This is a genomic window from Streptomyces sp. NPDC046900 (genome assembly GCF_040644975.1).
GTDB lineage: Bacteria > Actinomycetota > Actinomycetes > Streptomycetales > Streptomycetaceae > Streptomyces.
On sequence record NZ_JBEYXD010000026.1, the window covers coordinates 24,764 to 48,429 of the forward strand.

24 protein-coding genes and 1 pseudogene are annotated in these 23,666 nt (G+C 71.0%); 14 read left to right on the forward strand and 11 right to left on the reverse strand.

Annotated features, from left to right (window positions below; genetic code table 11):
* Positions 1–882 (forward strand): non-homologous end-joining DNA ligase, encoded by an 882-nt coding sequence (ligD, locus tag ABZ904_RS24410; RefSeq protein ID WP_361825471.1) that lies wholly within the window; start codon positions 1–3, stop codon positions 880–882.
* 4 nt (positions 883–886) lie between these two features.
* Here ligD and ABZ904_RS24415 read toward each other — a convergent pair whose 3' ends face one another.
* Positions 887–1,690 carry a nuclease-related domain-containing protein gene (locus tag ABZ904_RS24415; RefSeq protein WP_361825472.1) on the reverse strand — a complete coding sequence of 268 codons (804 nt, stop codon included), beginning with the start codon at positions 1,688–1,690 and terminating at the stop codon, positions 887–889.
* A 97-nt stretch (positions 1,691–1,787) separates the two neighbouring features.
* On the opposite strand from ABZ904_RS24415, the gene ABZ904_RS24420 reads away from it, so the two are divergent.
* The 6 genes from ABZ904_RS24420 to ABZ904_RS24445 are packed head-to-tail and all read left to right on the forward strand — an operon-like array spanning position 1,788 to position 7,937.
* Complete coding sequence (locus ABZ904_RS24420; RefSeq protein WP_360995508.1) at positions 1,788–2,294, forward strand: dual specificity protein phosphatase family protein; 507 nt, start codon at positions 1,788–1,790, stop codon at positions 2,292–2,294.
* Positions 2,295–2,354: 60 nt separating this feature from the next.
* A complete protein-coding gene (locus ABZ904_RS24425) occupies positions 2,355–3,068 on the forward strand; it encodes a hypothetical protein (protein WP_360995512.1) in 714 nt (237 codons plus the stop codon).
* Positions 3,065–4,351 (forward strand): ATP-binding protein, encoded by a 1,287-nt coding sequence (locus ABZ904_RS24430; protein WP_361825475.1) that lies wholly within the window; start codon positions 3,065–3,067, stop codon positions 4,349–4,351. The genes ABZ904_RS24425 and ABZ904_RS24430 overlap by 4 nt, the downstream gene beginning before the upstream one ends.
* A gap of 50 nt (positions 4,352–4,401) precedes the next feature.
* Entirely contained in the window at positions 4,402–5,778 is a 1,377-nt protein-coding gene (locus ABZ904_RS24435; protein ID WP_359401028.1) for an FtsW/RodA/SpoVE family cell cycle protein, read from the forward strand.
* Entirely contained in the window at positions 5,775–7,289 is a 1,515-nt protein-coding gene (locus ABZ904_RS24440) for a penicillin-binding transpeptidase domain-containing protein (protein WP_359401025.1), read from the forward strand. The genes ABZ904_RS24435 and ABZ904_RS24440 overlap by 4 nt, the downstream gene beginning before the upstream one ends.
* Before the next feature lie 60 nt (positions 7,290–7,349).
* A complete protein-coding gene (locus ABZ904_RS24445; protein ID WP_361825477.1) occupies positions 7,350–7,937 on the forward strand; it encodes a DUF3291 domain-containing protein in 588 nt (195 codons plus the stop codon).
* Here ABZ904_RS24445 and ABZ904_RS24450 read toward each other — a convergent pair.
* Positions 7,871–8,455, reverse strand: a pseudogene (locus tag ABZ904_RS24450) (Uma2 family endonuclease); the annotation flags it as partial. The gene ABZ904_RS24445 and the pseudogene ABZ904_RS24450 sit on opposite strands and share 67 nt — an antisense overlap.
* 105 nt (positions 8,456–8,560) lie before the next feature.
* Positions 8,561–9,667 (reverse strand): ferritin-like domain-containing protein, encoded by a 1,107-nt coding sequence (locus tag ABZ904_RS24455; protein WP_359401019.1) that lies wholly within the window; start codon positions 9,665–9,667, stop codon positions 8,561–8,563.
* 135 nt (positions 9,668–9,802) lie between these two features.
* On the opposite strand from ABZ904_RS24455, the gene ABZ904_RS24460 reads away from it, so the two are divergent.
* The 4 genes from ABZ904_RS24460 to ABZ904_RS24475 all read left to right on the forward strand — a co-directional run bounded on the left by ABZ904_RS24460 (position 9,803) and on the right by ABZ904_RS24475 (position 12,724).
* Positions 9,803–10,732, forward strand: a complete 930-nt coding sequence (locus tag ABZ904_RS24460) for a diiron oxygenase (RefSeq protein ID WP_360995523.1) — start codon at positions 9,803–9,805, stop codon at positions 10,730–10,732.
* Positions 10,733–10,791: 59 nt separating this feature from the next.
* Complete coding sequence (locus ABZ904_RS24465) at positions 10,792–11,517, forward strand: TetR/AcrR family transcriptional regulator (protein ID WP_359401013.1); 726 nt, start codon at positions 10,792–10,794, stop codon at positions 11,515–11,517.
* Between the two features lie 61 nt (positions 11,518–11,578).
* Positions 11,579–11,893 (forward strand): hypothetical protein, encoded by a 315-nt coding sequence (locus ABZ904_RS24470; RefSeq protein ID WP_359401010.1) that lies wholly within the window; start codon positions 11,579–11,581, stop codon positions 11,891–11,893.
* Between the two features lie 102 nt (positions 11,894–11,995).
* Complete coding sequence (locus tag ABZ904_RS24475) at positions 11,996–12,724, forward strand: hypothetical protein (protein WP_360995527.1); 729 nt, start codon at positions 11,996–11,998, stop codon at positions 12,722–12,724.
* A gap of 141 nt (positions 12,725–12,865) precedes the next feature.
* On the opposite strand, the gene ABZ904_RS24480 is transcribed toward ABZ904_RS24475, so the two are convergent.
* A complete protein-coding gene (locus ABZ904_RS24480; protein WP_359401005.1) occupies positions 12,866–13,255 on the reverse strand; it encodes a MerR family transcriptional regulator in 390 nt (129 codons plus the stop codon).
* Positions 13,256–13,370: 115 nt separating this feature from the next.
* Here ABZ904_RS24480 and ABZ904_RS24485 point away from each other — a divergent pair, with 115 nt between their 5' ends.
* A complete protein-coding gene (locus ABZ904_RS24485) occupies positions 13,371–14,444 on the forward strand; it encodes an alkene reductase (RefSeq protein ID WP_361825481.1) in 1,074 nt (357 codons plus the stop codon).
* 165 nt (positions 14,445–14,609) lie between these two features.
* Here the strand turns inward: ABZ904_RS24485 and ABZ904_RS24490 are convergent, their stop codons facing one another.
* From ABZ904_RS24490 to ABZ904_RS24515, 6 genes are all read right to left on the reverse strand, one after another.
* Positions 14,610–14,948, reverse strand: a complete 339-nt coding sequence (locus ABZ904_RS24490; RefSeq protein WP_360995532.1) for a hypothetical protein — start codon at positions 14,946–14,948, stop codon at positions 14,610–14,612.
* Between the two features lie 209 nt (positions 14,949–15,157).
* Positions 15,158–16,393: a styrene monooxygenase/indole monooxygenase family protein gene (locus ABZ904_RS24495; protein ID WP_361825483.1), complete on the reverse strand. Its 1,236-nt coding sequence runs from the start codon at positions 16,391–16,393 to the stop codon at positions 15,158–15,160.
* Between the two features lie 22 nt (positions 16,394–16,415).
* Positions 16,416–17,054: an ATP/GTP-binding protein gene (locus tag ABZ904_RS24500; protein WP_359400996.1), complete on the reverse strand. Its 639-nt coding sequence runs from the start codon at positions 17,052–17,054 to the stop codon at positions 16,416–16,418.
* On the reverse strand, positions 17,035–17,439 hold the full coding sequence (locus ABZ904_RS24505) for a DUF742 domain-containing protein (RefSeq protein ID WP_359400993.1): 405 nt from the start codon (positions 17,437–17,439) through the stop codon (positions 17,035–17,037). The genes ABZ904_RS24500 and ABZ904_RS24505 overlap by 20 nt, the downstream gene beginning before the upstream one ends.
* The gene (locus tag ABZ904_RS24510; RefSeq protein ID WP_359400990.1) at positions 17,436–17,939 is read right to left on the reverse strand and encodes a roadblock/LC7 domain-containing protein; all 504 of its coding nucleotides are present in this window, start codon (positions 17,937–17,939) and stop codon (positions 17,436–17,438) included. Before ABZ904_RS24510 ends, ABZ904_RS24505 begins: the two co-directional genes overlap by 4 nt.
* Complete coding sequence (locus ABZ904_RS24515) at positions 17,936–20,821, reverse strand: nitrate- and nitrite sensing domain-containing protein (protein WP_361825486.1); 2,886 nt, start codon at positions 20,819–20,821, stop codon at positions 17,936–17,938. Before ABZ904_RS24515 ends, ABZ904_RS24510 begins: the two co-directional genes overlap by 4 nt.
* 359 nt (positions 20,822–21,180) lie before the next feature.
* On the opposite strand from ABZ904_RS24515, the gene ABZ904_RS24520 reads away from it, so the two are divergent.
* Positions 21,181–21,969: a hypothetical protein gene (locus ABZ904_RS24520; protein WP_359400984.1), complete on the forward strand. Its 789-nt coding sequence runs from the start codon at positions 21,181–21,183 to the stop codon at positions 21,967–21,969.
* Between the two features lie 46 nt (positions 21,970–22,015).
* On the opposite strand, the gene ABZ904_RS24525 is transcribed toward ABZ904_RS24520, so the two are convergent.
* On the reverse strand, positions 22,016–22,477 hold the full coding sequence (locus ABZ904_RS24525; protein ID WP_359401102.1) for a MarR family transcriptional regulator: 462 nt from the start codon (positions 22,475–22,477) through the stop codon (positions 22,016–22,018).
* Positions 22,478–22,772: 295 nt separating this feature from the next.
* Between ABZ904_RS24525 and ABZ904_RS24530 the strand changes: the two genes are divergently transcribed.
* The gene (locus ABZ904_RS24530; protein ID WP_361825488.1) at positions 22,773–23,600 is read left to right on the forward strand and encodes a lysozyme; all 828 of its coding nucleotides are present in this window, start codon (positions 22,773–22,775) and stop codon (positions 23,598–23,600) included.
* The last annotated feature ends 66 nt before the right edge of the window (positions 23,601–23,666 follow it).

Consider the following 23,666-nt stretch of genomic DNA (forward strand, 5'->3'; position numbering starts at 1 on the left):
ATGACGCCGATCGCGGAGGTGGAGGGGCGACGGCTGGCCGTGAGCAATCTGGAGAAGGTGGTCCATCCGGCGACCGGCTTCACCAAGGGCGAACTGCTGCACTACTACGCGACCACCGCGGACGCGCTGCTGCCCCACCTCCACGATCGTGCGGTCTCCTTCCTGCGCTATCCGGACGGGCCGGAAGGCCAGGTGTTCTTCACCAAGAACGTGCCGCCGGGTACGCCCGACTGGGTCACCAGGGCCGAGGTGCCGCGCTCGGAGGGCCCGGCCCGCATGGTGGTGATCCAGGACCTGCCCAGCCTGATGTGGGCGGCCAACCTCGTCGCCGAACTCCACACCCCGCAGTGGCGTGTCCAGGCGCCCGACGAGGCGGACCGGCTGGTCTTCGACCTCGACCCGGGGGCACCCGCCACCGTCGTCGAGTGCTGCGAGGTCGCCCTGTGGCTGCGCGAGCGGCTCGCGGCGGACGGGATCGAGGCGTACGCGAAGACCTCGGGTTCGAAGGGACTGCACCTGCTGGCGGCGATGGAGCCGACGCCGTCGCGGCAGACGACGGAGTACGCCAAGCGGCTCGCCGTGGAGGCGGAGAAGGCGATGTCCCGGCTGGTCGTCCACCGGATGACCCGCAGCCTGCGGCCGGGGAAGGTCTTCGTGGACTGGAGCCAGAACGCGGCGCGCAAGACGACGGCGGCGCCCTACACGCTGCGCGCCCGTGCGGAACCCACCGTGTCGGCCCCGGTGACATGGGAGGAGGTGGCGGACTGCGGGTCCCCCGGCAGCCTCGTCTACCGCGCGCAGGACCTCGCCCCGCGCCTCCAGGCGTACGGCGACCTCCTGGCCCCGCTCCTCGACCCCGCCCGTGCCGCGCCGGTGCCCTGATCCGTCACACCCTCGACCAGATGCGCCGGTCCCGGGCCATCGCGTGCAGGGCCTCGACGTCCGCGGGCTTCAGCATGCCGCCCAGACGGGCGAGGCCGGTGAGGTCCGTGACGTTCAGGACGCGGACCTCGCGCAGCAGCTCGGCGACCTCCAGGCGGGCGGGCTCCACCAGGACCAGGACCGGATGGACCTCGGCGGTCAGCGCGTAGGACGCACGATCCGCGTCGGCACGCACCCGCCGCAGCAGCGGCAGCGGCTCGTGGCGGCCGACCGTCACCAGCGGATCGGCGACGTGGACGCGCTGTCTGCGGGCGTGCAGCGCGCGCACCGCGAAGAGGCCGCCGGGCCCGATCGCCAGGTGGTGGATGCGGTCCCCGCCCGGCAGCGGCACCGAGTGCAGGGTGTGCCAGCCCGCGCCCTCCAGCGCGTCGAGGGTCTCGCCGACCGTCTGCTCCGCGGCGAGGGCCCGGCGCCTCGGGTCGGGGCGCAGCCGGTGCGCGGGCCCCGGGTCGCGGTCCAGGGCGACCAGCAGGGCCTCGCCCGGACGGTTGGGTGCGAGGTCGTCGTCCGGGTGGAGGGTGAGCCTTGCCAGCTCCGCGGGGGTGGGGACAGGGGGTGGTCCCACCGTCACAGGTCCGGTCAGGAACGGGCCCAGCGCGTCGAGCACGTCCTGTCGCAGATCCTCGCTGAGCAGGTTCACACGGCCCGCGTCCCGGTCGTACCAGGCGACGTTCCGCCCGTCGGCGCCGCACACGTACATACGTTCCTGTCCGTGGCGCCAGGTCGGTACGACGCGCAGTCCACTCATGCACCATCACCCCTCGACCATGGGAACAGGCGGGGTGCTCCAGGGGCAAGAACCCGGCTACCTTTGTGAGCAGTTGGGGAGTCGGTGGGAGGCACTGTTGCGGACCCGCAGGAAGCAACCCGATGTTCCCGCTCCGGACAGCCCGTGGAGCGAGATCGTGCCCGGCCTGTGGATGGGCGGCCACGAGTACGCGGGACGGTCCGGGCAGCTGGAATTCGCGGTCGTACGCGATGAATTCGATCTGGTGCTGACCTTGTTGCGGCTGCCCGGGCACGGGCCGGACGAGGGGGTCGAGCACCATGTGTGGCCGATTCCGGACGGTCCGCTCGACGGGACCCAGATCGCGGGAGTGATACGACTCGCACAGACGGCCGACGATGCGCTGGAGGACGGCCGGCGGGTCCTCGTCCGCTGCTACCACGGGTACAACCGCTCGGGCCTGGTCGTCGCGCAGGCGCTGGTCCGCGCTGGTCACAGCGCCGACGAGGCGATCGGGATGATCCGCGCCCGCCGAGGACCCTGGGCGCTGCACAACGAGCTGTTCGTGGAGTACCTGCGGGCCGGTCTGGACACGGCCCGTCTCCTGGAGGAACTCGCGGAGTGAAGTCGCCACCCGGCCATAGAGTGAGCAATCGGCCATCAGGCGACCAAAAGGACGTACTCCGTGTTCTCCAGCCGTCGTGTGTGCGCAGTCCTGTGTCTCGCCGCCGGTGCTCTGCTCCTGGCGGGGTGCGGCGACTCCGGTGCCCTGCGCGGGGCGGGCCCCACCGCCACCGCCGTGGGCCCGGAGCGGCTGTGGCCCCGGCTGCCGCCCGCCTCCGCGCCGGCCCTCGACTACGGCGTCGCACACACCCAGCCCGTCAAAGGCGTCACCGTTCCGGGTGACGACGTCCACCGGGTCGACCCGCTGGCCGTCGTCCGCGCCGAGGTGGCCGCGCACCCGGAGGCGTACGCGGGACCGCACGCGGTGTACGCCACGACGCGCGAGCGGCTCCAGGAGTGCGGCACCAAGGACGGACAGGGACGGTGTCCGCTGCTCCGGGCCTACTACCGCGATCTCACCGGGGACGGAAGGGACGACTTGGTGCTCGGCATCCGCTTTCCGGGTGAGCAGCTGGCGGTGCGTGTGGACACCGTGGAGAACCACCGGCTGGTGCAGGTCATGGGCACCTCGGACAGTGTGATCAGTGTGGAGCTGGCGGGCCGAGACGTGATCATCCGTTCGCCGTCGACCTTGCCGGGATACGCGTTCCGCACGGTGTGGGCCTGGGACCCGGCGCAGCGCGCCATGCTGGCGACCAGGGACGAGATCCTGCGAGTGGGCACCGCACCACCGCGGCGGCCCATTGCGGCCGGCCCACCGAAGAGCGCCCGATGATCTCCGTGAGACGGCCCGTGGGGCGGCTGACCCGCTGGACGGCCACCCTCACCTGGAGGGCGGCTGCCTTCATCGCCGTGATGTGCTGTGGGCTCGCCGCGCTGCTCGGTGTCCTGGTCCACGCCCAGGTCACCGACCGGACCGTCGGCGAGGCCCGGGGCCGGGCGCTGGCCCGGCTCACCGATGCGGCACGGGCGTACGAGGCGGGCGACCGGCTGCCGCAGAGTGCGGGCCTCGATCTGCCGGGACTGCCTGAGCAGCTGCGGAAGCTGGCGGCGGGCGGGCGGCGCGGCACGATGGTCGGCACCGGCGGCGCCCGGCCCACGATGTGGGCGGCGGGCCCGGCCGACGGCGGCCGGGTGATCGCGGTGCGGCGCGACTACGCGCAGGGAGCCCGCATCATCGCCGCCCTCGACCGGGCGATCCTGTGGTCCTCGGGCCTGGCGATCGGCGCCACGCTGCTCGTCGGGATGTTCGCGGTGACCCGGGTGACCCGGCGGCTGCAGACGACGGCGCAGGTGGCCCGGCGGATCAGCGCCGGCGATCTGGACGCGCGCGTGGACGACCCCCGTGCGAAGGACCCGACGCGCCCCAAGGACGAGGTGGCCGCGGTCGCCGGGGCCCTCGACACGATGGCGGCCACGCTGCAGGGCAAGCTGCTGAGCGAGCAGCGGTTCACCGCGGACGTGGCGCACGAGCTGCGCACCCCGCTGACCGGGCTGCACGCGGCCGCGGAGCTGCTGCCGCCCGGACGGCCGACCGAGCTGGTGCGCGACCGGGTGGCCGCGCTGCGCACGCTCACCGAGGACCTGCTGGAGATCTCCCGCCTGGAGGCGGGGAGCGAGCGTCTGGAACTGGACACCGAGCGGCTCGCGCCGCTGGCCGAACGGGTGGTGCGGGCCTCCGGCACGAGGACCGAGGTACGGGTGGTGCGCGACGCCCGTGTGGAGACCGACCGGCGCCGGCTGGAACGCGTACTCGGCAATCTGGTGGCGAACGCGCACCGGCACGGGCGGGCACCGGTGGTGCTGACCGTCGACGGCCCGCGGGTCACCGTACGGGACCACGGAAGCGGATACCCCGACTATCTCCTGGCGCACGGACCGCAGCGCTTCCGCACCGAGCGCGGCAGCAAGGGGCACGGCCTCGGGCTCACGATCGCGCTGGGACAGGCGGAGGTGCTGGGCGCCACACTCGAGTTCGCCGACGCGCCGGACGGCGGGGCGGTGGCCACGCTGACGCTGCCCGGACCGGAAACACAAAGATGTACCGGAACGAGCTGATTGGGCCGATATAACAGGACATCACGGTCGCCGCTTGCTACGTTCCGCACATGATCGAGCCCGGAACGCCAGGACTGCCCGGCACGGGGACGGTGGCGGACACCCCCGCTCCCGCCCTGCGCCCGCCCCGGCGCCGTGGCACCGAGTTCGGCCTGATCCTGCTCGCGGTCCTGATCTCCATGTACGGCTACTGCGCCGTCGGTCTCGCGAAGAACGGCACTGTCCCGCCCGGCGCCACCCACTACGGCGCCGGTCTCGGCGTGCTCGCGCTGCTCGCCCACTGCGCGGTGCGGCTGCGCGCCCCGTACGCCGACCCGCTGCTGCTGCCCATCGCCGTCCTGCTCAACGGCGTGGGTCTGGTGCTGATCTACCGCCTCGACCTGGAGACCCCGGGCGACCGGGCCGCCCCGACCCAGCTGTACTGGTCGACGCTCGGCGTGGCCCTCTTCATCGTCGTGGTGCTGCTGCTGCCGCACCACCGGGTGCTCCAACGCTACAGCTATGTCTGCGTGGTCGCCGCCCTGGTCCTGCTCACCCTGCCGATCTTCTTCCCGGCGGTGAACGGCGCCCGGCTCTGGCTCAGGGTCGCGGGCTTCTCCATCCAGCCGGGCGAGTTCGCGAAGGTCCTGCTCGCGATCTTCTTCGCCGGATACCTGGCCGCCAACCGCCATGCGCTGGCCTTCGCGGGCCGCCGGGTGTGGGGGTTGCAGCTGCCCACCGGAAGGGTCCTCGGCCCGGTGGTGGCCATCTGGCTGCTGAGTGTCGGAGTGCTGGTCCTGGAGCGGGACCTCGGCACCTCGCTGCTGTTCTTCGGGCTGTTCGTGGTGCTGCTGTACGTGGCCACGGGCCGCACCGGCTGGATCGCCGTCGGTGTGCTGCTCGCCGCCCTCGGCGCGCTCGCTGTCGGCCGGCTGGAACCGCACGTCCACGCCAGGGTCACGGACTGGCTGCATCCCTTCGGCTCCATCGAGGCCGGGATCGGTCCCAACCAACTCGCGCAGTCCCTCTTCGCGTTCGCCGCCGGGGGGGCGCTCGGCACCGGCCTCGGGCGCGGCCACTCGATCCTCATCGGCTTCGCCGCCAAGTCGGACTTCATCCTGGCCACGGCGGGCGAGGAGCTGGGCCTCGCGGGCCTGTCCGCGCTGTTCCTGCTCTACGCCCTGCTGGTGGAGCGCGGCTACCGGGCGGGCCTGGCGCTGCGGGATCCGTTCGGGCGTCTGCTCGCCATCGGCCTCGCGTCGATCGTCGCGCTCCAGGTGTTCGTGATCGCGGGCGGGGTGACCGGCCTGATCCCGCTGACCGGTATGGCGATGCCGTTCCTCGCCCAGGGCGGCTCGTCGGTCGTCACCAACTGGATCATCGTGGCGCTGCTCATCCGGATCAGCCACTCGGCACGCGGTCAGTACGACGGGACGGGGACGCGATGAGCCTCCCCCAGGACGTCGACCTGGCCCGCCCAGGGAGCAGCCCCACCATCCGCCGGGCCGCGGCACTGTGCGTGCTGCTCCTGGTCGCCCTGCTGGTGAACGCCACCCGGGTGCAGATCTTCGAGGCCTCCCGCTACACGGACAACCCCGCCAACCGCCGGCAGTCGATCGCCCGGTACGGCGAGCCGCGCGGCGACATCGTGGTCGACGGGCGCCCGGTGACCGGCTCGCGGGACAGCGGCGGGATGTTCCGTTACGAGCGCACCTACACGGACGGACCGCTGTACGCGCCCGTCACCGGCTTCGCCTCGCAGGTGTACGGGACGACGCTGCTGGAGAACACCCAGGACGCGGTGCTCTCGGGCACCGATCCGCTGCTGGCCCCGATTCCCCTGTGGAACGACGTCACCCGGACCCGCAGCCCGGGCGGCAACGTCGTCACCACCCTCAACGGGACGGCACAGCGTGCGGCGTACCAGAGTCTGGCCGGGCGCACCGGTGCGGTGGCCGCGATCGAGCCGTCCACCGGGCGGATCCTGGCGCTGGTCTCGGTCCCGTCGTACGACCCGGGAGAGCTCTCCGGGTCGGGGACGTCCGCGGTCCGGGCCTGGAAGCGGCTGAACGGGGACGCGGCCACACCGATGCTCAACCGGGCGATCCGGCAGACGTATCCGCCCGGTTCGACGTTCAAGGTGGTCACGGCGGCGGCGGCGCTGGACGCCGGGGTGGTGCGGGACCTCGACGCGCCGACCGACTCCCCGGACCCCTATGTGCTGCCCGGTACGACGACGACGCTCACGAACGAGGCCGAGGGCTGCGTGGACGCGTCCTTGCGCTATGCCCTCGAGTGGTCGTGCAACACGGTGTTCGCGAAGCTGGGTGTGGAGGCCGGGCTGCGGAACATGGCGGACACGGCGGAGCGGTTCGGTTTCAACGACCAGAAGCTGAGGATCCCGTTCGCGGTGGCACCGAGCACCTTCGACCGGAAGCTGGACGGACCGCAGCTGGCGCTGTCCTCGATCGGGCAGTTCGACACACGGGCGACGCCCCTGCAGATGGCGATGGTCGCGGCGGCGGTGGCGGGCGGGGGCTCGGTGAACGCCCCGTACGTGGTGGAGAGGACGACGACGAGGGCGGGAGAGCAGGTCTCGAGCACGAAACCGCGCGCCCTGCACCAGGCGATGAGCCCGGCGACGGCGGCGCAGTTGCGGGAGATGATGACGGACGCCGTGGAGGAGGGCACGGGCCGCAACGCGGCGATCCCCGGCGCCACCGTGGGCGGCAAGACGGGCACGGCGCAGCACGGCGTCGGCAACGCGGGGCGGCCGTACGCCTGGTTCATCTCCTGGGCGCAGGCGTACGACGCGATGGAGCCGGCGGTGGCGGTCGCCGTGGTGGTGGAGGACTCGGCGGGTGCGCGGGGGGAGATCAGCGGGGGCTCGGACGCCGCGCCGATCGCCCGGGCGGTGATGTTGGCGGTGCTGAACTCCGAGCAGAACAAGGGGCATTGACCGGTCCGCCTGCCGAGACGCGGGCTGGTGCGCCGCCGCGTACCGACCTACGTTCGGTCCATGACGGACACCGAGCGCCCCGAAGCCTGCTACGAACTCGCCCAGGTCAACATCGCACGCCTCAAGGCTCCGCTGGACTCACCGCAGTTGAAGGACTTCGTGGACGCGCTGGACCCCGTGAACGCGGTGGCCGACGCATCGGACGGTTTCGTCTGGCGGCTGCAGAGCCCTTCCGGGAACGCGACGGACGTCCCGGTCCTCGGCGACGACCAGCTGATCGTCAACATGACGACATGGCGGGACGCGAACGCGCTGACGGCGTTCATGTACCAGGGACAGCACCGCGAACTGCTCGCACGGCGCCGCGAGTTCTTCGAGCGCGTACAGGAGGCGGTCACGGTCCTGTGGTGGGTCCCTGCGAGACACCGCCCCACGGTCGTGGAGGCGGAAGACCGCCTGCTCCACCTGCGGGCCCACGGCCCCACGCCGTATGCGTTCAACCTGCGGACGTCGTTCCCACCGGGATCGTCGCAGCCGGTGCCCGGCGAGATACCGGCCGGGCTGGGCTGCTCGGTCCAACGACGGCGGCCGAGGGCGGTGAGGTCGATGTCGACCGGGAACGGGACGGTCAACTCGAGCTTGTCGTGAAAGATTCCGGTCAGGCCGTAAGCCTGGGTGGCGGGGTCGATTTCGTAGGCGTAAACCACCGGAAGCCCCTGGTTCTCCTCGACGCGCCAGTAGTGCGGGATGCCCGCCTGCGCGTACTTCCGGAGCTTCACCTCCCGGTCCCGGTCCTCCGAGTCCTCCGAGACGACCTCCACGGCGACGACGACGTCCTCCGGCCGGAACCAGGTCCGCTTCGGACCTGTATCGGCATCCGCACGGACCACCAGGACATCGGGTTCCGGCCGGTTGCGCTTGACGGTTATTTCCGGGATGACGTCCAGTCGGTCGGGCACCTGATCCAGCAAGACGTTCTCCAGCAAGCGCATGGCCAGTGAGTGGAAACGCGTCTGCGGACTCGCGAGGACGAGACTCCCGTCGAGCAGTTCCGTGTGCGGAGGAAGGTTGGGAAGCTCGTCGAGGTCGTCCGCCGTCCAGCCGCCTACGGGCGGACGCGGCCACTGATAGCCGTCGTCCAGCCCGTACTGACGTGCGGCGGTCATGATTGCTCCATGCAGCGGAGTCTGCCTGGCACGATCAGCGCACCCAGAGGAATATGCCGATTCGCCCGTCGACCGAGTGATCGGTCCACGTGGCGTTGACCCGGCTCAGCCCTCCGCCCCCGCCTCGATGGCCTCCCCCACCTCCGCGACCCGCTCCTGCTCCTCCGCCGCGAAGCGTTCCGCGTCCAGTTGCTCGGCGATCTCCTCGTCCTGGGCCATCAGCAGGTCCAGATTGGAATCGCCCATCTCGAAGACGCCCATGTCGACGTAGGCCTGCTGGAGGCGCTTGCCCCACAGGCCGATGTCCTTGACGCAGGGGACGATACGGCTGAAGAGCAACTGGCGGAACAGACGCAGGAATTCGGAGTTCTCGCTGTATTCCTCCGCCTCCGCCTTCGGGATTCCGAAGTTCTCCAGCACCTCCACCCCGCGCAGCCGGTCGCGCATCAGATAGCAGCCCTCGATGACGAACTCCTCGCGTTCGCGCAGTTCCGCGTCCGTGAGCTGCTTGTAGTAGTCGCGCAAGGCCATGCGGCCGAACGCCACGTGCCGGGCCTCGTCCTGCATGATGTACGCCAGGATCTGCTTGGGCAGCGGCTTGTCGGTGGTGTCGCGGATCATGCCGAAGGCCGCCAGCGCCAGGCCCTCGATGAGCACCTGCATGCCCAGGTACGGCATGTCCCAGCGGCTGTCCCGGAGCGTGTCGCCGAGCAGCGACTGGAGGTTGTCGTTGATCGGGTAGACCATCCCGACCTTCTCGTGCAGGAAGCGGGCGTAGATCTCCGCGTGGCGCGCCTCGTCCATCGTCTGGGTCGCCGAGTAGAACTTGGCGTCCAGGTCGGGCACGGACTCCACGATCCGCGCCGCGCACACCATCGCGCCCTGCTCGCCGTGCAGGAACTGGCTGAACTGCCAGGAGGCGTAGTGCTTGCGCAGCTCACCCTTGTCCTTGGCCGTCATCTTCGCCCAGTAGGGCGTCCCGTACAGATTCAGCGCCTCGTCCGGCGCGCCGAGTGGATCGTACGGATCGACCTCGAGGTCCCAGTCGATCCGCTTCTGCCCGTCCCACTGCTTGTCCTTGCCCTTCTGGTACAGGGCGAGCAAGCGGTCACGTCCGTCGTCGTACTCCCAGCTGAACCGCGCGGCACCGCCGGCGGGCACCTGCCAGAGGGAGTCTCCAGGATCCATGGCGTACAGCTCATGCGTCGGCATACAGCCCACGCTCACACGCGGTAGACGCGGCGTCAACAAGTGGCGCACAAGGGATTGACGCGCTTGCTGACAGGCAGTCTCATAAGACGTGACCGCCGGTAACGGCGGCCCGTGCGACGAGTGGTGGGGACAGCGATGACGACCGTGACCGAAGCCGAAGTGCTGCGCGACGCGCTCGGCCTGCTCAAGGACCGGGAGCAGGTGGCCGAGCGGCTGCTCGACTCCTCCGCCAAGCACTCCTTCGACCCGGACCGTGAACTGGACTGGGACGCGCCCTTCGAGGACGGGAAGTGGTTCTGGCCTCCGGAGCTGGTGTCCCTGTACGACACGCCGCTGTGGAAGAAGATGAGCGAGGAGCAGCGGATCCTGCTCTCCCAGCACGAGGCGGCGGCACTCGCCTCGCTCGGCATCTGGTTCGAGATCATTCTGATGCAGCTGCTGGTACGGCACATCTACGACAAGCCGGCGACGAGCGCGCACGTCCGCTACGCACTCACCGAGATCGAGGACGAGTGCCGGCACTCCAAGATGTTCGCCCGGCTGATCGCGCACGGCGGGACCCCCTGGTACCCCGTGAGCCGGGCGCACCGCAATCTGGGCCGCGTCTTCAAGACGATCTCGACGACGCCCGGTTCCTTCACGGCCACGCTGCTCGGCGAGGAGGTCCTCGACTGGATGCAGCGGCTGACGTTTCCCGACGAGCGCGTGCAGCCGCTGATCCGCGGTGTCACCCGTATCCACGTGGTCGAGGAGGCCCGGCACGTCCGGTACGCGCGCGAGGAACTGCGCCGCCAGATGCTGACGGCTCCGCGGTGGTCGAAGGAGTTCACCCGGATCACCTCCGGTGAGTTCGCGAGGGTCTTCTCGGTCGCCTTCGTCAACCCCGAGGTCTACACGAACGTCGGCCTCGACAAACGGGAGGCCGTGGCCCAGGTGAGGGCGAGCGGCCACCGCCGCGAGGTCATGCAGACGGGCGCGAAGAAGCTGACGACGTTCCTCGACGACATCGGGGTGCTCCAGGGCACCGGGCGGCGGATGTGGAAGTCGTCGGGGCTGCTGGCCTGAGAGCCCTTCGGCGCGCTTGCGCCACCGTCTCGTACGGCTACACGGTTACGCTGCGGAATATGACCTCCGAGGCCCCACTCCGCGCGTACCGTCGGCTCAGCGTCGAGGAGCGGCGCAGCCAGCTGCTCGACGCCGCGCTGTCCCTGTTCGCGCACCGCGCACCGGAGGATGTCTCGCTGGACGACGTGGCGGAGGCCGCCGGGGTCTCGCGGCCCCTCGTCTACCGGTACTTCCCCGGCGGCAAGCAGCAGCTGTACGAGGCCGCCCTGCGCTCGGCCGCCGAGGAGCTCGAGCAGTGCTTCGCCGAGCCCCCGGAGGGGCCGCTCACGCGGCGCCTGAACCGTGCCCTCGACCGCTATCTGGCCTTCGTCGACCAGCACGACGCCGGGTTCAGCGCGCTGCTCCAGGGCGGCAGCGTGGTCGAGACGTCCCGCACCACGGCCATCGTGGACGGGGTACGCAGGGCCGCCGCGGAGCACATCCTCAGCCACCTCGGCGTCGAGGAACCCGGGACCCGGCTGCGGATGACCGTACGGACGTGGATCACCGCTGTGGAGGCCGCCTCCCTCATCTGGCTCGACGAGGACAAGCAGCCGCCGGTCGAGGAACTGCGGGACTGGCTCGTGGAGCAGTTCGTGGCGTGTCTGGTGGCCGGCGCGGGACGCGACCCGCAGACCGCCGCCGTGGTGCGCGCCGCGCTGGCACTGGAGAGCACCGAGGGACTGGTCGGCAGACTGGTCCGGAGCGTTCTGTCGGTGGTCGGCGACGCGTCTCATCTGCTGTGACACGGGGCCGCGCGAAGGACCGTGCCGAAGGCGCCGTCCCGGCGCGGAGGACACTGGTGCCGTGAAGAGCCAAGACACCCCGTTCGTGGGCGGCCCCCTGGACGGCCGCGTCCTTCCGATCCTGCTCGGCCCGACCGGCCACCCGCCGAAGACCTACCGCGTCCCGGTACCGGACGCGGCCGGCGGCCCGCCGACCGTCCTCGTCTACCGGCGTGTCCAGGCGGGCCCGCCGCGGAAGCTCGGCCTCCACCCGGGCTGGAAGTACGAGTACGACCCCGAGGGCGACCGCGGCGGCCGGCTCCGGTGGCCGTGGTCCAAGCCGCGCCGCACGCCAGACGCCACGCCGGGCGGCAACGCGGGCACCGCCGACGGGTGACCTTCCTGCGCCGAACCGACCACCGGGCAGGCGCCCCGGTGGCACGCGTCTCATCCTGCCGGTGCGGGGTGGAGGGGCCACCCGCGACTCGGAGGTGATGACATGCCGGTAAGGCTGCTCCACCTGGTGTGTACGGTGGCGCTGGCCGCCTCGCCCCTGCTCGTCACCACCCCTGCGCAGGCCCTCATCCCGGACCCCGGCACCAACCCGGCGGGGCAGCCGGGGACCCGGTCCATCTCGCGCCTCCTGATGGATCTTCAGCTCCGCTACCTGCAGTCCGAGCAGGCCGACAAGACCTACAACGCCACTACGGAGCGACTGAAGAAGCAGCAGGCCGAGGTCGCCCGGCTGGACGTGTCCCTCGCCAGGACCCGGCTCGCCCTGCAGAGCAGCCGGGCCGCGGTCGGCCGGCTCGCCCGCCAGCAGTACCAGAGCAGCACGGAATTCTCCCTGTACGTACGCCTGTTGCTCGCCCGCGATCCTCAGTACGCGATCGACGTGGGCCGTGTGATCGTCCGGCTGGCGCGCGAGCGGGCCGAGAGCGTGCAGCGGCTGGCCAGGCTCGAACGGCAGGCCGACGAGCAGGCCCGCCAGGCGCGCAAGGCCCTCGACGAACAGCTCACCCTCGCCGACCGGCAGAAGACGGCGCGGGACGCCGTCGAGCGGCAGCTGAAGGACACCGAGGAACTGCTCGCCTCGCTCAGCCCCGAAGAACTGGCGGCACTGGCCGCGTTCGAGGAGGCCGGGACCGTCACCGAACAGCCGAGTGCGACAGCCTCGGGCACCGCGGGCGACGACCGACCGCCCTCCGTGGCGGGCGGCGGGCCCTGAAATACGCCGCCGATCAGATCGGTGGGCCGTATCAGCAGGGCGCGGAGGAACCGGCGGCGCACGCCCCGTCCCCCGACGCCGGGTCGTCCGAAGGCCCGGCGATGACGCACAGCCGGGCCTCGGGGGAACCACTGTGCGCGTTCAGCGCCTCGGTCCCGTACCGGCCGCAGTGAGCAGGCTCTCGCGGTGGGCCCGGGCCGTGACCATCAGGCCGTCCAAGGCGTCCCGGGTCCGCACGAGTTCGTCGATGTACTCGGAGAGCCGGTTGCGCTCCTGCGCCATCCGCTCGAGAGCGGCATCGGAGTTGCGCTCGCTGGGCGTGTCGACGCACGGCAGCAGCTCGGAGATCGTCCGGCTGGACAGGCCCGCCGCGTACAGGCGCTGGATGAATCGCACCCGCTCCACCTCGGCCTCCGTGTAGTGCCGCTGCCCACTGGTGCTCCGGCTGCTGGTCAGCAGCCCCTGCTCCTCGTAGTACCGCAGCGACCTGACGCTGACGTCGGTACGCGCCGCGAGCTCGCCGATCCGCACGACTGCCTCCTGTGGTGAACCACGCCACACCACTTGCCTCTGACATCCATGTCAGGTTTTAGCGTAGCGCCGTGCCCGACGTCCGGGCACACGATGTACGGACGGAGAGCCCGACGTGACGACGTTGTTCAGCAGCTACCGACTCGGCGACCTGACCCTGCCCAACCGGATGGTGATGGCCCCGATGACCCGTGTCAGGGCCGCGACCGCCGGCCTTGCCACACCGTCCATGGCGACGTACTACGCGCAGCGCGCGACGGCCGGACTGATCGTGTCCGAGGGCGTGCAGCCCAGCCTCGTCGGGCAGTCCAACCCGGGCACGCCCGGACTGCACACCGAGGAGCAGGTCGTCTCATGGCGTGCCGTGACCGACGCCGTGCACACCAGCGGCGGACGGATCTTCGCCCAGCTCATGCACGGCGGCCGGGTCTCGCACCCCGACACGACCGGCCATCAGCCCGTGGGCCCCTCGGCGATCGCCGCGGTGGGCGACGTCTTCACCCCGACCGGCCCGCAGCCCGCACCGGTCCCGCGTCCACTGGACACCGCCGAGGTACCCGAGCACGCCCACGCGTACGCCGAGGCGGGCCGCCGCGCGATCGAGGCGGGCTTCGACGGTGCCGAGCTCCACGGCGCCAACGGCTACTTGATCTCCCAGTTCCTCTCCTCCAACGCCAACCGGCGCACGGACCGCTACGGCGGCACGATCGCGGGCCGGATCCGGTTCGCCGTGGAGGCCGTGGCCGCGACGGTCGACGCGATCGGGGCGGCCCGGACGGGCATCCGTCTCTCCCCCGGGGGTGGCTTCTGGGGCGTCGAGGAGACCGATGCGCTCGCCCTCAACACCGCGTTGCTGACCGAGCTGTCCCGTCTCGGACTCGCCTACGTCCACCTGGAGGCGACCACGGACGAGGAGGTGCTCATGGGTCTGCGCCGCGCCTGGCCCGGGACCTTGATCGTCAATCCGGTCCTCCCGATGGGCCCCAAGCAGACCGGCCGCGGGGAAGCCGACCACTGGCTGGGCCTGGGCGCCGACCTGATCAGCTTCGGCCGCGGCTTCCTGGCCAATCCCGACCTCGTCGAACGCCTCCGCGTCGGCCTGCCGATCGCTCCCGTCGACGAGACCACGTACTACCAAGGCGGCGACGCCGGCTACCTCACCTATCCGGCCTATCAGCACACGGTCTGACGTCCGCATGGCGGCTGACGCCTCCGCGAGGTGGCCGGCAGAGTGACGTCGCCTGACGCAGCCACCAGGGCCCGTCCGGCGGTTCAGGGACGAACCGGGTGGCGGCGGACCGGGGACGAGCCGTCGGCCGGCCCCGCCGCCTCGGGCGCAGGCTCTCTGCGCTCGTCACCAGGTGGTGGCGTAGTCGTACAGTTCCAGCGCGACCGGCAGGCAGACCATCAGCACACCGGTCAGACGCAGCGCGGTGATGGCGTAACCGAGAGCCCTCAGTGCCGTGCGGCCGCTCATCCACAGGAGCCGGCTGGCCACCAGTGACACGGCGACCAGGAAGCTTGCCGCGAGCGGCAGCTTGGGACCGTCCAGCAGGGCGGCCCAGGCGGCGTTGTCGTAGATCGCGGCCAGCACAGTCCAGCAGCACATGGCTGCGAGAACGAAGCCGGCTTCCCACAGCAGGGCCGTCCTGACGCCGGGCCGGTTCGGCATGGCACTGCTTGCTTGTCTCATGTCCGGGTGTCCTAGTGGTGCTGCTTGACCTTGGCGATTTATCCGGACGTCTTGCGGTTGAGCGACCACCCCCGCCCACAGGTCCCATCGAGGGCTCACATCCGGTGAATCGCCGACGGCCCCGGCAACACAACCGGGGCCGTCTCTGGGTCGTCCAAGGCGACCAATGACGACCGGTGACGACGGTCGAATCGCTGGCCAGAAGCCCGTCAGGCTCCTGCGACCGAGGCCAGGTACGCCTCCGTCTTCGCCGGGTCGTAGAAGAAGTTCTCGAAGTCGGCCGGGTCGTTGAAGCCGTTGGCGAAGCGGTCCGCGACCGGCTGCATCGCGCCTGCCGCGCCGATCAGGTTCAGGACGTGCTCCGGCGGCACACCGAGCATGGCGTTCGTCCACTTGGTGACGTACTGGGCCACGTCCCAGTAGCGGTCGAAGGTCTGCTCCATCCAGGCCTCGTCGAACTCCTTCTCCCCGTGCTCCAGGATGGAAGCGAGGTAGGAGGCGGCGCACTTGGACGCCGAGTTGGAACCCTGTCCGGTGATCGGGTCGTTCGCCACGACCACGTCGGCCACACCCAGGACCAGCCCGCCGCCGGGCAGTCGGCCGATCGGGTTGCGGACCGTGGGCGCGTAGCGTCCCGAGAGCGTGCCGTTCGCGTCGGTCAGCTCCACCTTGGTGGCCCGGGCGTACTCCCAGGGCGTGAACCGCTCCATGAGCTCCAGGGTCAGGGAGAGGTGCTCCGCCGGGTCCTTGACACCGTTGAAGACGTCGAGCGGGCCGCCCGGGATGCCTTCCCAGAAGAGGATGTCCGCGCGACCGGTGTTCGTGAAGGTCGGCATGACGAAGAGTTCGCCGACGCCCGGCACGAGGTTGCAGCGGACCGCGTCGTACTCCGGATGCTCCGGGCGCGGGCCGAGCCCGTGGACGTAGGCGACCGCCAGGGCGCGCTGCGGCTCGCTGTAGGGCGAGCGCGAGGCGTCACGGCCGAACATCGACACCAGCTCGCCCTTGCCCGCCGAGACCAGCACGAGGTCGTAGGTACGGGAGAAGTAGTCGAGGTCCGAGACCGCCGCACCGTGGATGACCAGCTGGCCGCCGCGCTGCGCGAACGTCTCCATCCAACCGGCCATCTTCACGCGCTGGTCGACCGACTGCGCGTATCCGTCGAGCTTGCCCACCCAGTCGATCGCGCGCTGCGACTCCGGACCGGCCACGGACACACCGAGTCCCTCGATCTTCGGGGCCTGGGACTCCCAGAAGTTCAGCTTCAGATCACGCTCGTGCTGCAGCGCCGTGTGGAACATGCACTGCGTCGACATGACCCGGCCGGTGCGGATCTCGTCCGCGGTCCGGTTGGACATCAGGGTGACCTCGTACCCGTGCGACTGGAGGCCGAGGGCGAGCTGGAGTCCGGACTGGCCGGCTCCGACGACGAGTATCTTCCGCATGCGGGTGGTGCTCCTATCGGGGCTACTCGGGGGTGACGTCGAGCGCGTGGCCGACGAGGGCCAGGAGGGTCTCGATCACCGAGATCCGGCGCCGCGCGTCCATGATCATGACAGGTATGTGTGCGGGGATCGTGAGGGCCTCGCGCACATCGTCGGGCTCGAACCGGTCGCTGCCGTCGAAGTGGTTGACCGCGACCATGTACGGCAGGCCGCTGCTCTCGAAGTAGTCGAGTGCCGGGAAGCAGTCCGCGAGCCGCCGGGTGTCGGCGAGCACCACCGCGCCGATCGCGCCGCGCACCAGGTCGTCCCACATGAACCAGAACCGCTGCTGGCCCGGCGTACCGAACAGGTAGAGCACCAGGTCGTCGTCGAGCGTGATGCGGCCGAAGTCCATGGCCACCGTGGTGGTCAGCTTCTGGGGCGTCCCGGTGAGGTCGTCGGTCTCCTCGCTGGCCTCGGTCATCAGCGCCTCCGTCTGGAGAGGCGTGATCTCCGATACGGCGGTCACGAGGGTGGTCTTGCCGGCGCCGAAGCCGCCCGCGACCACGATCTTCGTGGCGATCGGTGCCCGCGTACGGTCCGTCTGCCAGGACTTCAGCTGCTCCTCGCCGTCGAGGAGGGGGGAGACGCCCGGGGAGGCGTCAGAGACGACGGAGTCCACTCAGCACCCTTTCCAGCAGAGCGCGGTCCGGCTGTCCAGGGCCGTGACCGGTTCCGTACACACGGATCTTTCCCTGGTCCGCGAGGTCGCTCAGGAGCACACGGACCACTCCGAGCGGCATCCTCAGCAGCGCGGCGATCTCGGCCACCGTGCGCATACGGCGGCAGAGTTCGACGATGGCCCGCATCTCGGGCATCACCCGGGTGGACAGTGAACCATTGGTCAGTTCACGCCTTTCCTCCGGGGCGTCCAGCGCGGCCACAAAGGTCTCGACCAGCAGGACGTGGCCGAAGCGGGTCCGTCCGCCGGTGAGCGAGTAGGGGCGCACCCGGGCGGGCTTGCGGTCGCCGCCCCGCACGGGAAGTTTCTTCGGTGTGCTGCTCATCGGACGCTCCCCGCCGACTGGGCCTCGAGGGACTTGCGTAGCTCGCTGCGGAGTTCGGGCGTCAGCACATGTCCTGCGCGGCCGACGAAGAGCGCCATGTGGTAGGCCACCACGCTCATGTCGCAGTCCGCCGAACCGTGCACGCCGAGCAGCGAGCCGTCGCTGATGGACATCACGAAGAGGCTGCCCTCGTCCATCGCGACCATGGTGTGTTTGACCTTGCCGGAGTCCATCAGCTTGGCGGCACCGATGGTGAGGCTGCCGATGCCCGAGATGATGGTGGCGAGGTCCGCGGAGGACCCCTTGGGGCCGCTGGTCTTGCCCTCCTGCCCGGCGCGGGCCCCCAGGTTGCGGCCGGGGTCGGAGGACAGGAGCAGCAGGCCGTCGGAGGAGACCACCGCGACCGACAGCAGTCCCGGCACCTCCTCGACGAGGTTCGTCAGCAGCCAGTGCAGGTTGCGGGCCTCACTGCTCAGACCGAAGGTACTGGGCGCGGTCAACTGCTTGCCTCCTCGACTGTGCCCCCCGATGCTTCTACGTCCTGTGCCGTGCCGGGTGTAGCCGTGTGCTGTGGTGCCGTGGACCGGTGTGCGGGGGCCTGGGTCTCCGCCGTCTTCTCGGCGTTCTCCGCCTCGACGTGGCGGTAGCCCTCCGCGGCGCCGCGGTGGAAGCCGCCGAGCCTGCGGCGCAGCGCCTCGGCGTCCACACCACCGGAGCGCTGCCGGGGGGCCGGGGCGGGCGCGGAGATCTTCGGGGTGCGCTTGGGAAGGCCCTTGGCCGTGAGGCGGGGGACCTCGGACTCGTCCGGCTCTTCCCGGGACTCCTGCGGCGCGGGGGCGGGCCGCGACTCGCCCCCGTCGGCGATGCGTTCGTGGGTGTCGGGCCCTATGGCGTACGGGTCGGCGGGCGCCTGGGCGGGGATGTCGGCGACGGGAGTGGGGGCCGGTGCGTCCGTCCGCGGCGAGGGAAGCAGCAGCTCCATCGTGGTCTCGGGACCGGACTCGGGCACGAAGGCCACCGGCTCCCGTGCCGGCCCGCCGTTCCACGCCGTCCGTTCCCCGAGCAGGGCGTCCTCGTCCCGTACGGGCTCCTGCGGCCCCTCGGTCTCCGTGCGCTCCCGTACGGCCTGCGCCGCCGCCGCGATCAGCGGGTCCTCGTCGCCCTCGGGCTCCAGGACGGTCATCCGCGAACGGCTGCTGAGGACGTTGGAGTTGACCTCCGCGTCCGCGCCCGGCAGGGACATGGTGTGCGGGCCGCCCGCCGCGGGTCCCGAGGCGGGCACGGCGGCGGCCGGGGCGGCGGCGAGCAGCGGCTTGGGCAGGACGACGACCGCCGCGACACCGCCCTGCTTCTGCTCGCGGAGCTGGACGCGGACGCCGTGCCGGTGGGCGAGGCGGGCCACCACATAGAGTCCGAGTCCGAGCCCCTCGCCGCTCTCCTGGTCGTAGGGGTCGTCCGGGTCGAATTCGGCGAGGCGGGTGTTGAGCCGGCTCATCCGCTCGCCGCTCATGCCGATGCCCTCGTCCTGCACGGAGAGCATCACCTCGCCGCTCTCCAGCAGCCAGCCGGAGATTTCGACGGCGACGTCCGGCGGCGAGAACGAGGTGGCGTTCTCCAGGAGCTCGGCCACCAGGTGCGAGAGGTCGTCGGCGGCGAAGCCCGCGAGGTTCGCGTGCGGCGGCAGCGCGGCGATCCGGACGCGCTCGTACCGCTCGATCTCGCTGACCGCCGCGCGGACCACGTCCACGAGCGGCACGGGTCCGGCGTGCTGCTGGACGTGCTCGGTGCCGGCCAGGACCAAGAGGTTCTCGCTGTGCCGGCGCATGACCGTCGCGAAGTGGTCGAGCTTGAAGAGCGTGGAGAGCCGATCCGGGTCCTGCTCGCGCTCCTCCATGCTCTCGATGACGCCGAGCTGCCGCTCGACCAGGCCGAGGGTGCGCAGGGCGAGGTTGACGAAGGTGGAGTGGATGCTGTGCCGGACCTGCTCCAGGTGGGCGGAGGCCTCGGTGAGTTCGTTGCGCAGCCGGGAGCGTTCGTCGGCCATGGTCTGGCGCTGGCCGACCAGGTGCTTGCGGTCGGCCTCCAGCGTGTTCAGGCGCTCCTGCAGGGCGACGGCGTGCGCGTGCAGGGCGTTGACGGAGCGGACGACCTGGGCGAACTCGTCGTTGCGCCCCGTGAACTTCACCGGTTCCTCGACGGCCGGGTCGGCGGCGACGCGGGCCGAGCCGATACGGAGGACGGCGAGCGGGCGGGTGAGGCTGCGCGCCATGCCCGTGGCGATGCCGACGGCGACGAGCATGAGCGCGCCGAGGGCGGCGATGCGGATCTCCAGCGCGGTGACATCGTCGTCGCGCAGATGGGCGAGGTCCTTGCTGCGGCTCTCGTAGAGCGAGGACTCGACGCCCCGCATGAGGTCGACGCGGGCGGAGAGCGCCGCCTCGACCTTCTTGGAGCTGAGACCGAGGTCGCTGTCGGAGAGGGTGGGCTGGTCGGTGAGGGCCTTGAGGTACTGCTCGGCGGAGGTGACCTCGGGGCCGTTGACCGTGGAGTCGTACGAGTTCCGGGCCGCGGCGGGCGCCGTGTCGTGGAAGTCGGCGACGGCCGCGTCGGAGCGCACGGCGGCCTGCTGTGCGGCGGCGGTGAGCGCGTCGCGCTGTTTGGTGTCGGCGTGCGAGGAACTGGTGGTGGTCGTCGGCAGGCCGGTGATCGGGTCGATCGTGGTCTGGGTGGTGCGCGGGATGTTCAGGGCCGCGAGGAGCAGTCCTCGGGCGGCGGCCGCCTGCTGCACCGCGCTGTCGAGCTCGGCGAGCGCATAGGCGCCGGAGCCCGCACGCGGCGGGATCTTCCCGGCCAGCTGGTCGGCGAGGGCGTGCAGCTCGGTGATGGCGGCGGAGTACGCCTGGTGCGCCTCGAGGGCGCTGCTCTTGCCGACGAGCGCCGCCCTGCGTACGGAGCCCACGTCGTCGAGGTCCTTGCGCAGCGCCGCCGGGAGGTCCGGATCGGCGCGCAGGTCCTCGATCTCGCGGTCGACGCCGGCGCTGCGCTGCTCGGCGGGCGTCGCGGACTTGGGGCGCCCGGCGGCCATCCACGAGGTGACCGCGTCGCGCTCGTCGGCCAGCGAGTGGGCGAGGACGAGCGCGTCCTGTGTCTGCTCGGTGAGCGTCACGAGGCTCTGGGAGTCGCTCAGCTGTCCCGAGGCGGCGATGACGCTCGGCGCCCCGGCGCCGGCGATCGCCGCGGCGACCACGGCGACGGCGACAATCAGCCGGTTGCGCACATGGGCGGGACGGCCACTGCCCGCGGACCCGGACGAGGCGTTCCGTTCGGGGGTCGTCTGCTTGCCTGTGCGCCGAGGCCGCTTCATCTGCACCGGTGCTCGCATTCCTGACTCGTTAACCCATGGGCCCGGGTGACGGTCCGTCTACTGGGGCGTCGACCCGGTACGACGGTTTTCGACCCTCCCAGTGCCGGTGGGCAGAGGTCTCGCTTCGCCTGACCCGCCACCCGAAGGAGTGAACATCGGCGGGGAGTTGGCGGGCAAGTTCCCCGAGCCCGCCCGGGGGCCCCGTACGGCGGGCCGGTTGGACGTCGGCGACGCACTTTGGCAGTATTCGCCACCACGCTCCACCGGAGCCGATCATTCCGTACCAAACCAGGCGCCTGACCAGGCCGGTCGCACCCTTTCGGCGACCGTCGCCAACCTCTGGTGGACCTTGTGAAGGGCTCGTGCAGACTGGCCGAATGCGTACTGAACTGATTTCCGAGCCCGGCGACCCGGCCCGCCCCGACGAGGACTTCGCCGCACTCGCGCTTCCGGCTTCAGGACAGGGTGGGGCGCTGGTCGTCCTGGACGGCGTGACTCCACCACCGGCCGACTACGGCTGTCTTCATTCCGTCCACTGGTTCAGCACACGACTCGGCGGGGCACTGACCGAACTGTCCGTTTCCCGCCGGGATCTGACCCTGGCGGAGATCCTCTCGGCCGCCGTCCGACGCACCGCCGACACCCACACCTCCACCTGTGACCTTTCTCACCCGCGCACACCCCAGGCGACCGTGGTCCTCGCCCGCTGGTCGCACGCCGCGGTGGAGTATCTGGTCCTGTCGGACTCGGCCCTGCTGATCGAGGCCCCCGACGGCACGGTCACCGCTCTCCTGGACGACCGCCTCGCCCGCATACCGCGCGCCAGTCTGGCGACGGACGCGATCGCGGACGCGACGGTCCGCAACAAGGAGGGCGGTTTCTTCACGGCGGCCGCGGACCCGTCGGTCGCCGCCCGCGCGGTGACGGGAGAGCTGCCGCGTGCGGCGGTACGCACGCTCACGGCCCTGACGGACGGCGCGACCCGCTGGACGGAGAAGTTCCACGAGGGCGACTGGACGGATCTGTTCTCGCTCGTGCGCAAGGAGGGGGCGGCGGCACTGGTGGAGCGCGTACGGACCCTGGAGACCGCCGACCGCGAGGAGCGGGCGTACTTGGGCCGCAGCAAGACGCACGACGACGCGACGGTGGTGTACGTGGAGCTGTGAGCGGCTCGCGGGGAGCCGTGCGGGGTCCGCGCAGCCCCCGAGCAGGCTATTTCTCCATGCTCTGGTTCAACTGGTTCAGCAGGCGGGCCAGTTCGGCCACCTCGCGCCGGTCCCAGTGGGACAGTTCCCGCACGTACAGCGCACGGCGCGCCTCACGCACGTTTCCCACCCGGGTACGGCCCTCCTCGGTGAGGTGGACCAGCCACGCCCGGCCGTCCGCCGGGTCCGGCTCCCGGGCCACCAGGCCCAGGTCCTCCAGGGCGCGCAACTGGCGGGACATGGTGGCCTTGCCGACGCCGATGTAGGCCGCGAGCTCCGTCGCACGCTGCCGGCCGTACTCGTCCAGGCGCACGAGCAGACCGTACGCCGCGGGCTCCAGGTCCGGGTGGACCTCTCGGGCCATCTCGCCCTGATTGGCCCTCGCCCGTCGCAGGAACACCGTCAGCTCACGCTCCAGGGAGAGGAATTCCCGGTCCGCGCCGCCGCATTCCAGACCGCTTTCCGGCACGCCGGACTCGCTCCCGCGCTCCTCGCCGTTTCCATGCTCGTGCACGTCAGTACCCCTGCCCCGGTTTCCCGTTCCTGAAAGTTTCCGCCGAGCATCGCCATTGCCGCAGCTCTGCCAGTATTTCGCAGGCTTAGACCAACGGCGTTCTCCGACCCCTCTTCCCAGCCCGGGTCCACGTGCCTAGCTTCGTTGACGTCTCTGGCATGCTCACGCCATTGTGTAGCCCGGGACCGGCACTCCCCACGCGCCCGGCCCGCCCGGGCGTCTCCCCCCACCGAGCCACCCGGAGGCTCGTATGCCCGTGCACAGACCCGGATCGTTCCGGCAGCCCGGCCTGCTCGCGGCCGGAATCCTGCTCGCCCTGCTCGCCCTGCTGTCCCTGCTGACCGCCCTCCCGGCCCACGCCGCGGGCACACCCGCCCGTGGCACCGCGTACATGGGCATGGGCGTCCTGGGCCACGACGGCCGAGGCGGCGCGCCCGCACCCGGTCTCGTCGCCCAGACGGAAGGCGTCGACGTCTCCGGCTACCAGGGCAACGTCGCCTGGTCCACGCTGTGGAACAGCGGCGTGCGTTGGGCGTACTCAAAGGCGACGGAGGGGACTTACTACACGAACCCCTACTTCGCCCAGCAGTACAACGGCTCGTACACCATCGGCATGATCCGCGGCGCGTACCACTTCGCCACCCCGGACACCACGAGCGGCGCCGCCCAGGCCAACTACTTCGTCGACCACGGCGGCGGCTGGTCCAGGGACGGAAAGACGCTGCCGGGCACGCTCGACATCGAGTGGAACCCGTACGGGGCGGCCTGCTACGGCAAGTCGGCGAGCGCGATGGTCAGCTGGATCACCGACTTCCTGAACACCTACCGGGCCCGTACCGGCCGGAACGCCGTGATCTACACGGCCACCAGCTGGTGGACCCAGTGCACCGGCAACTACGGCGGCTTCGCCTCGTCCGACCCGCTGTGGATCGCCCGCTACGCCGCCGACCCGGGCACGCTGCCGGCCGGCTGGGCGTACTACACGATGTGGCAGTACACGTCGTCCGGACCGACGGTCGGGGACCACGACAAGTTCAACGGCGCCCTCGACAGGGTCCAGGCACTCGCCAACGGCTAGCGCCACAGACCCCCGGCCGGGGCCCGGGGAGCGATCCCCGGACCCACAACGCACCAGCGCACCCGA

Excerpts from the sequence above, each read along its gene's own strand:
- ligD (WP_361825471.1), top strand. The coding sequence starts at position 1 with ATGACGCCGATCGCGGAGGTGGAGGGGCGACGGCTGGCCGTGAGCAAT.
- ABZ904_RS24515 (WP_361825486.1), bottom strand. The coding sequence starts at position 20,821 with ATGCGAGCACCGGTGCAGATGAAGCGGCCTCGGCGCACAGGCAAGCAG.
- ABZ904_RS24460 (WP_360995523.1), top strand. The coding sequence starts at position 9,803 with ATGACGACCGTGACCGAAGCCGAAGTGCTGCGCGACGCGCTCGGCCTG.
- ABZ904_RS24520 (WP_359400984.1), top strand. The coding sequence starts at position 21,181 with ATGCGTACTGAACTGATTTCCGAGCCCGGCGACCCGGCCCGCCCCGAC.
- ABZ904_RS24490 (WP_360995532.1), bottom strand. The coding sequence starts at position 14,948 with ATGAGACAAGCAAGCAGTGCCATGCCGAACCGGCCCGGCGTCAGGACG.
- ABZ904_RS24440 (WP_359401025.1), top strand. The coding sequence starts at position 5,775 with ATGAGCCTCCCCCAGGACGTCGACCTGGCCCGCCCAGGGAGCAGCCCC.
- ABZ904_RS24435 (WP_359401028.1), top strand. The coding sequence starts at position 4,402 with ATGATCGAGCCCGGAACGCCAGGACTGCCCGGCACGGGGACGGTGGCG.
- ABZ904_RS24495 (WP_361825483.1), bottom strand. The coding sequence starts at position 16,393 with ATGCGGAAGATACTCGTCGTCGGAGCCGGCCAGTCCGGACTCCAGCTC.
- ABZ904_RS24445 (WP_361825477.1), top strand. The coding sequence starts at position 7,350 with ATGACGGACACCGAGCGCCCCGAAGCCTGCTACGAACTCGCCCAGGTC.
- ABZ904_RS24430 (WP_361825475.1), top strand. The coding sequence starts at position 3,065 with ATGATCTCCGTGAGACGGCCCGTGGGGCGGCTGACCCGCTGGACGGCC.
- ABZ904_RS24505 (WP_359400993.1), bottom strand. The coding sequence starts at position 17,439 with ATGAGCAGCACACCGAAGAAACTTCCCGTGCGGGGCGGCGACCGCAAG.
- ABZ904_RS24455 (WP_359401019.1), bottom strand. The coding sequence starts at position 9,667 with ATGCCGACGCATGAGCTGTACGCCATGGATCCTGGAGACTCCCTCTGG.
- ABZ904_RS24415 (WP_361825472.1), bottom strand. The coding sequence starts at position 1,690 with ATGAGTGGACTGCGCGTCGTACCGACCTGGCGCCACGGACAGGAACGT.
- ABZ904_RS24465 (WP_359401013.1), top strand. The coding sequence starts at position 10,792 with ATGACCTCCGAGGCCCCACTCCGCGCGTACCGTCGGCTCAGCGTCGAG.
- ABZ904_RS24530 (WP_361825488.1), top strand. The coding sequence starts at position 22,773 with ATGCCCGTGCACAGACCCGGATCGTTCCGGCAGCCCGGCCTGCTCGCG.
- ABZ904_RS24475 (WP_360995527.1), top strand. The coding sequence starts at position 11,996 with ATGCCGGTAAGGCTGCTCCACCTGGTGTGTACGGTGGCGCTGGCCGCC.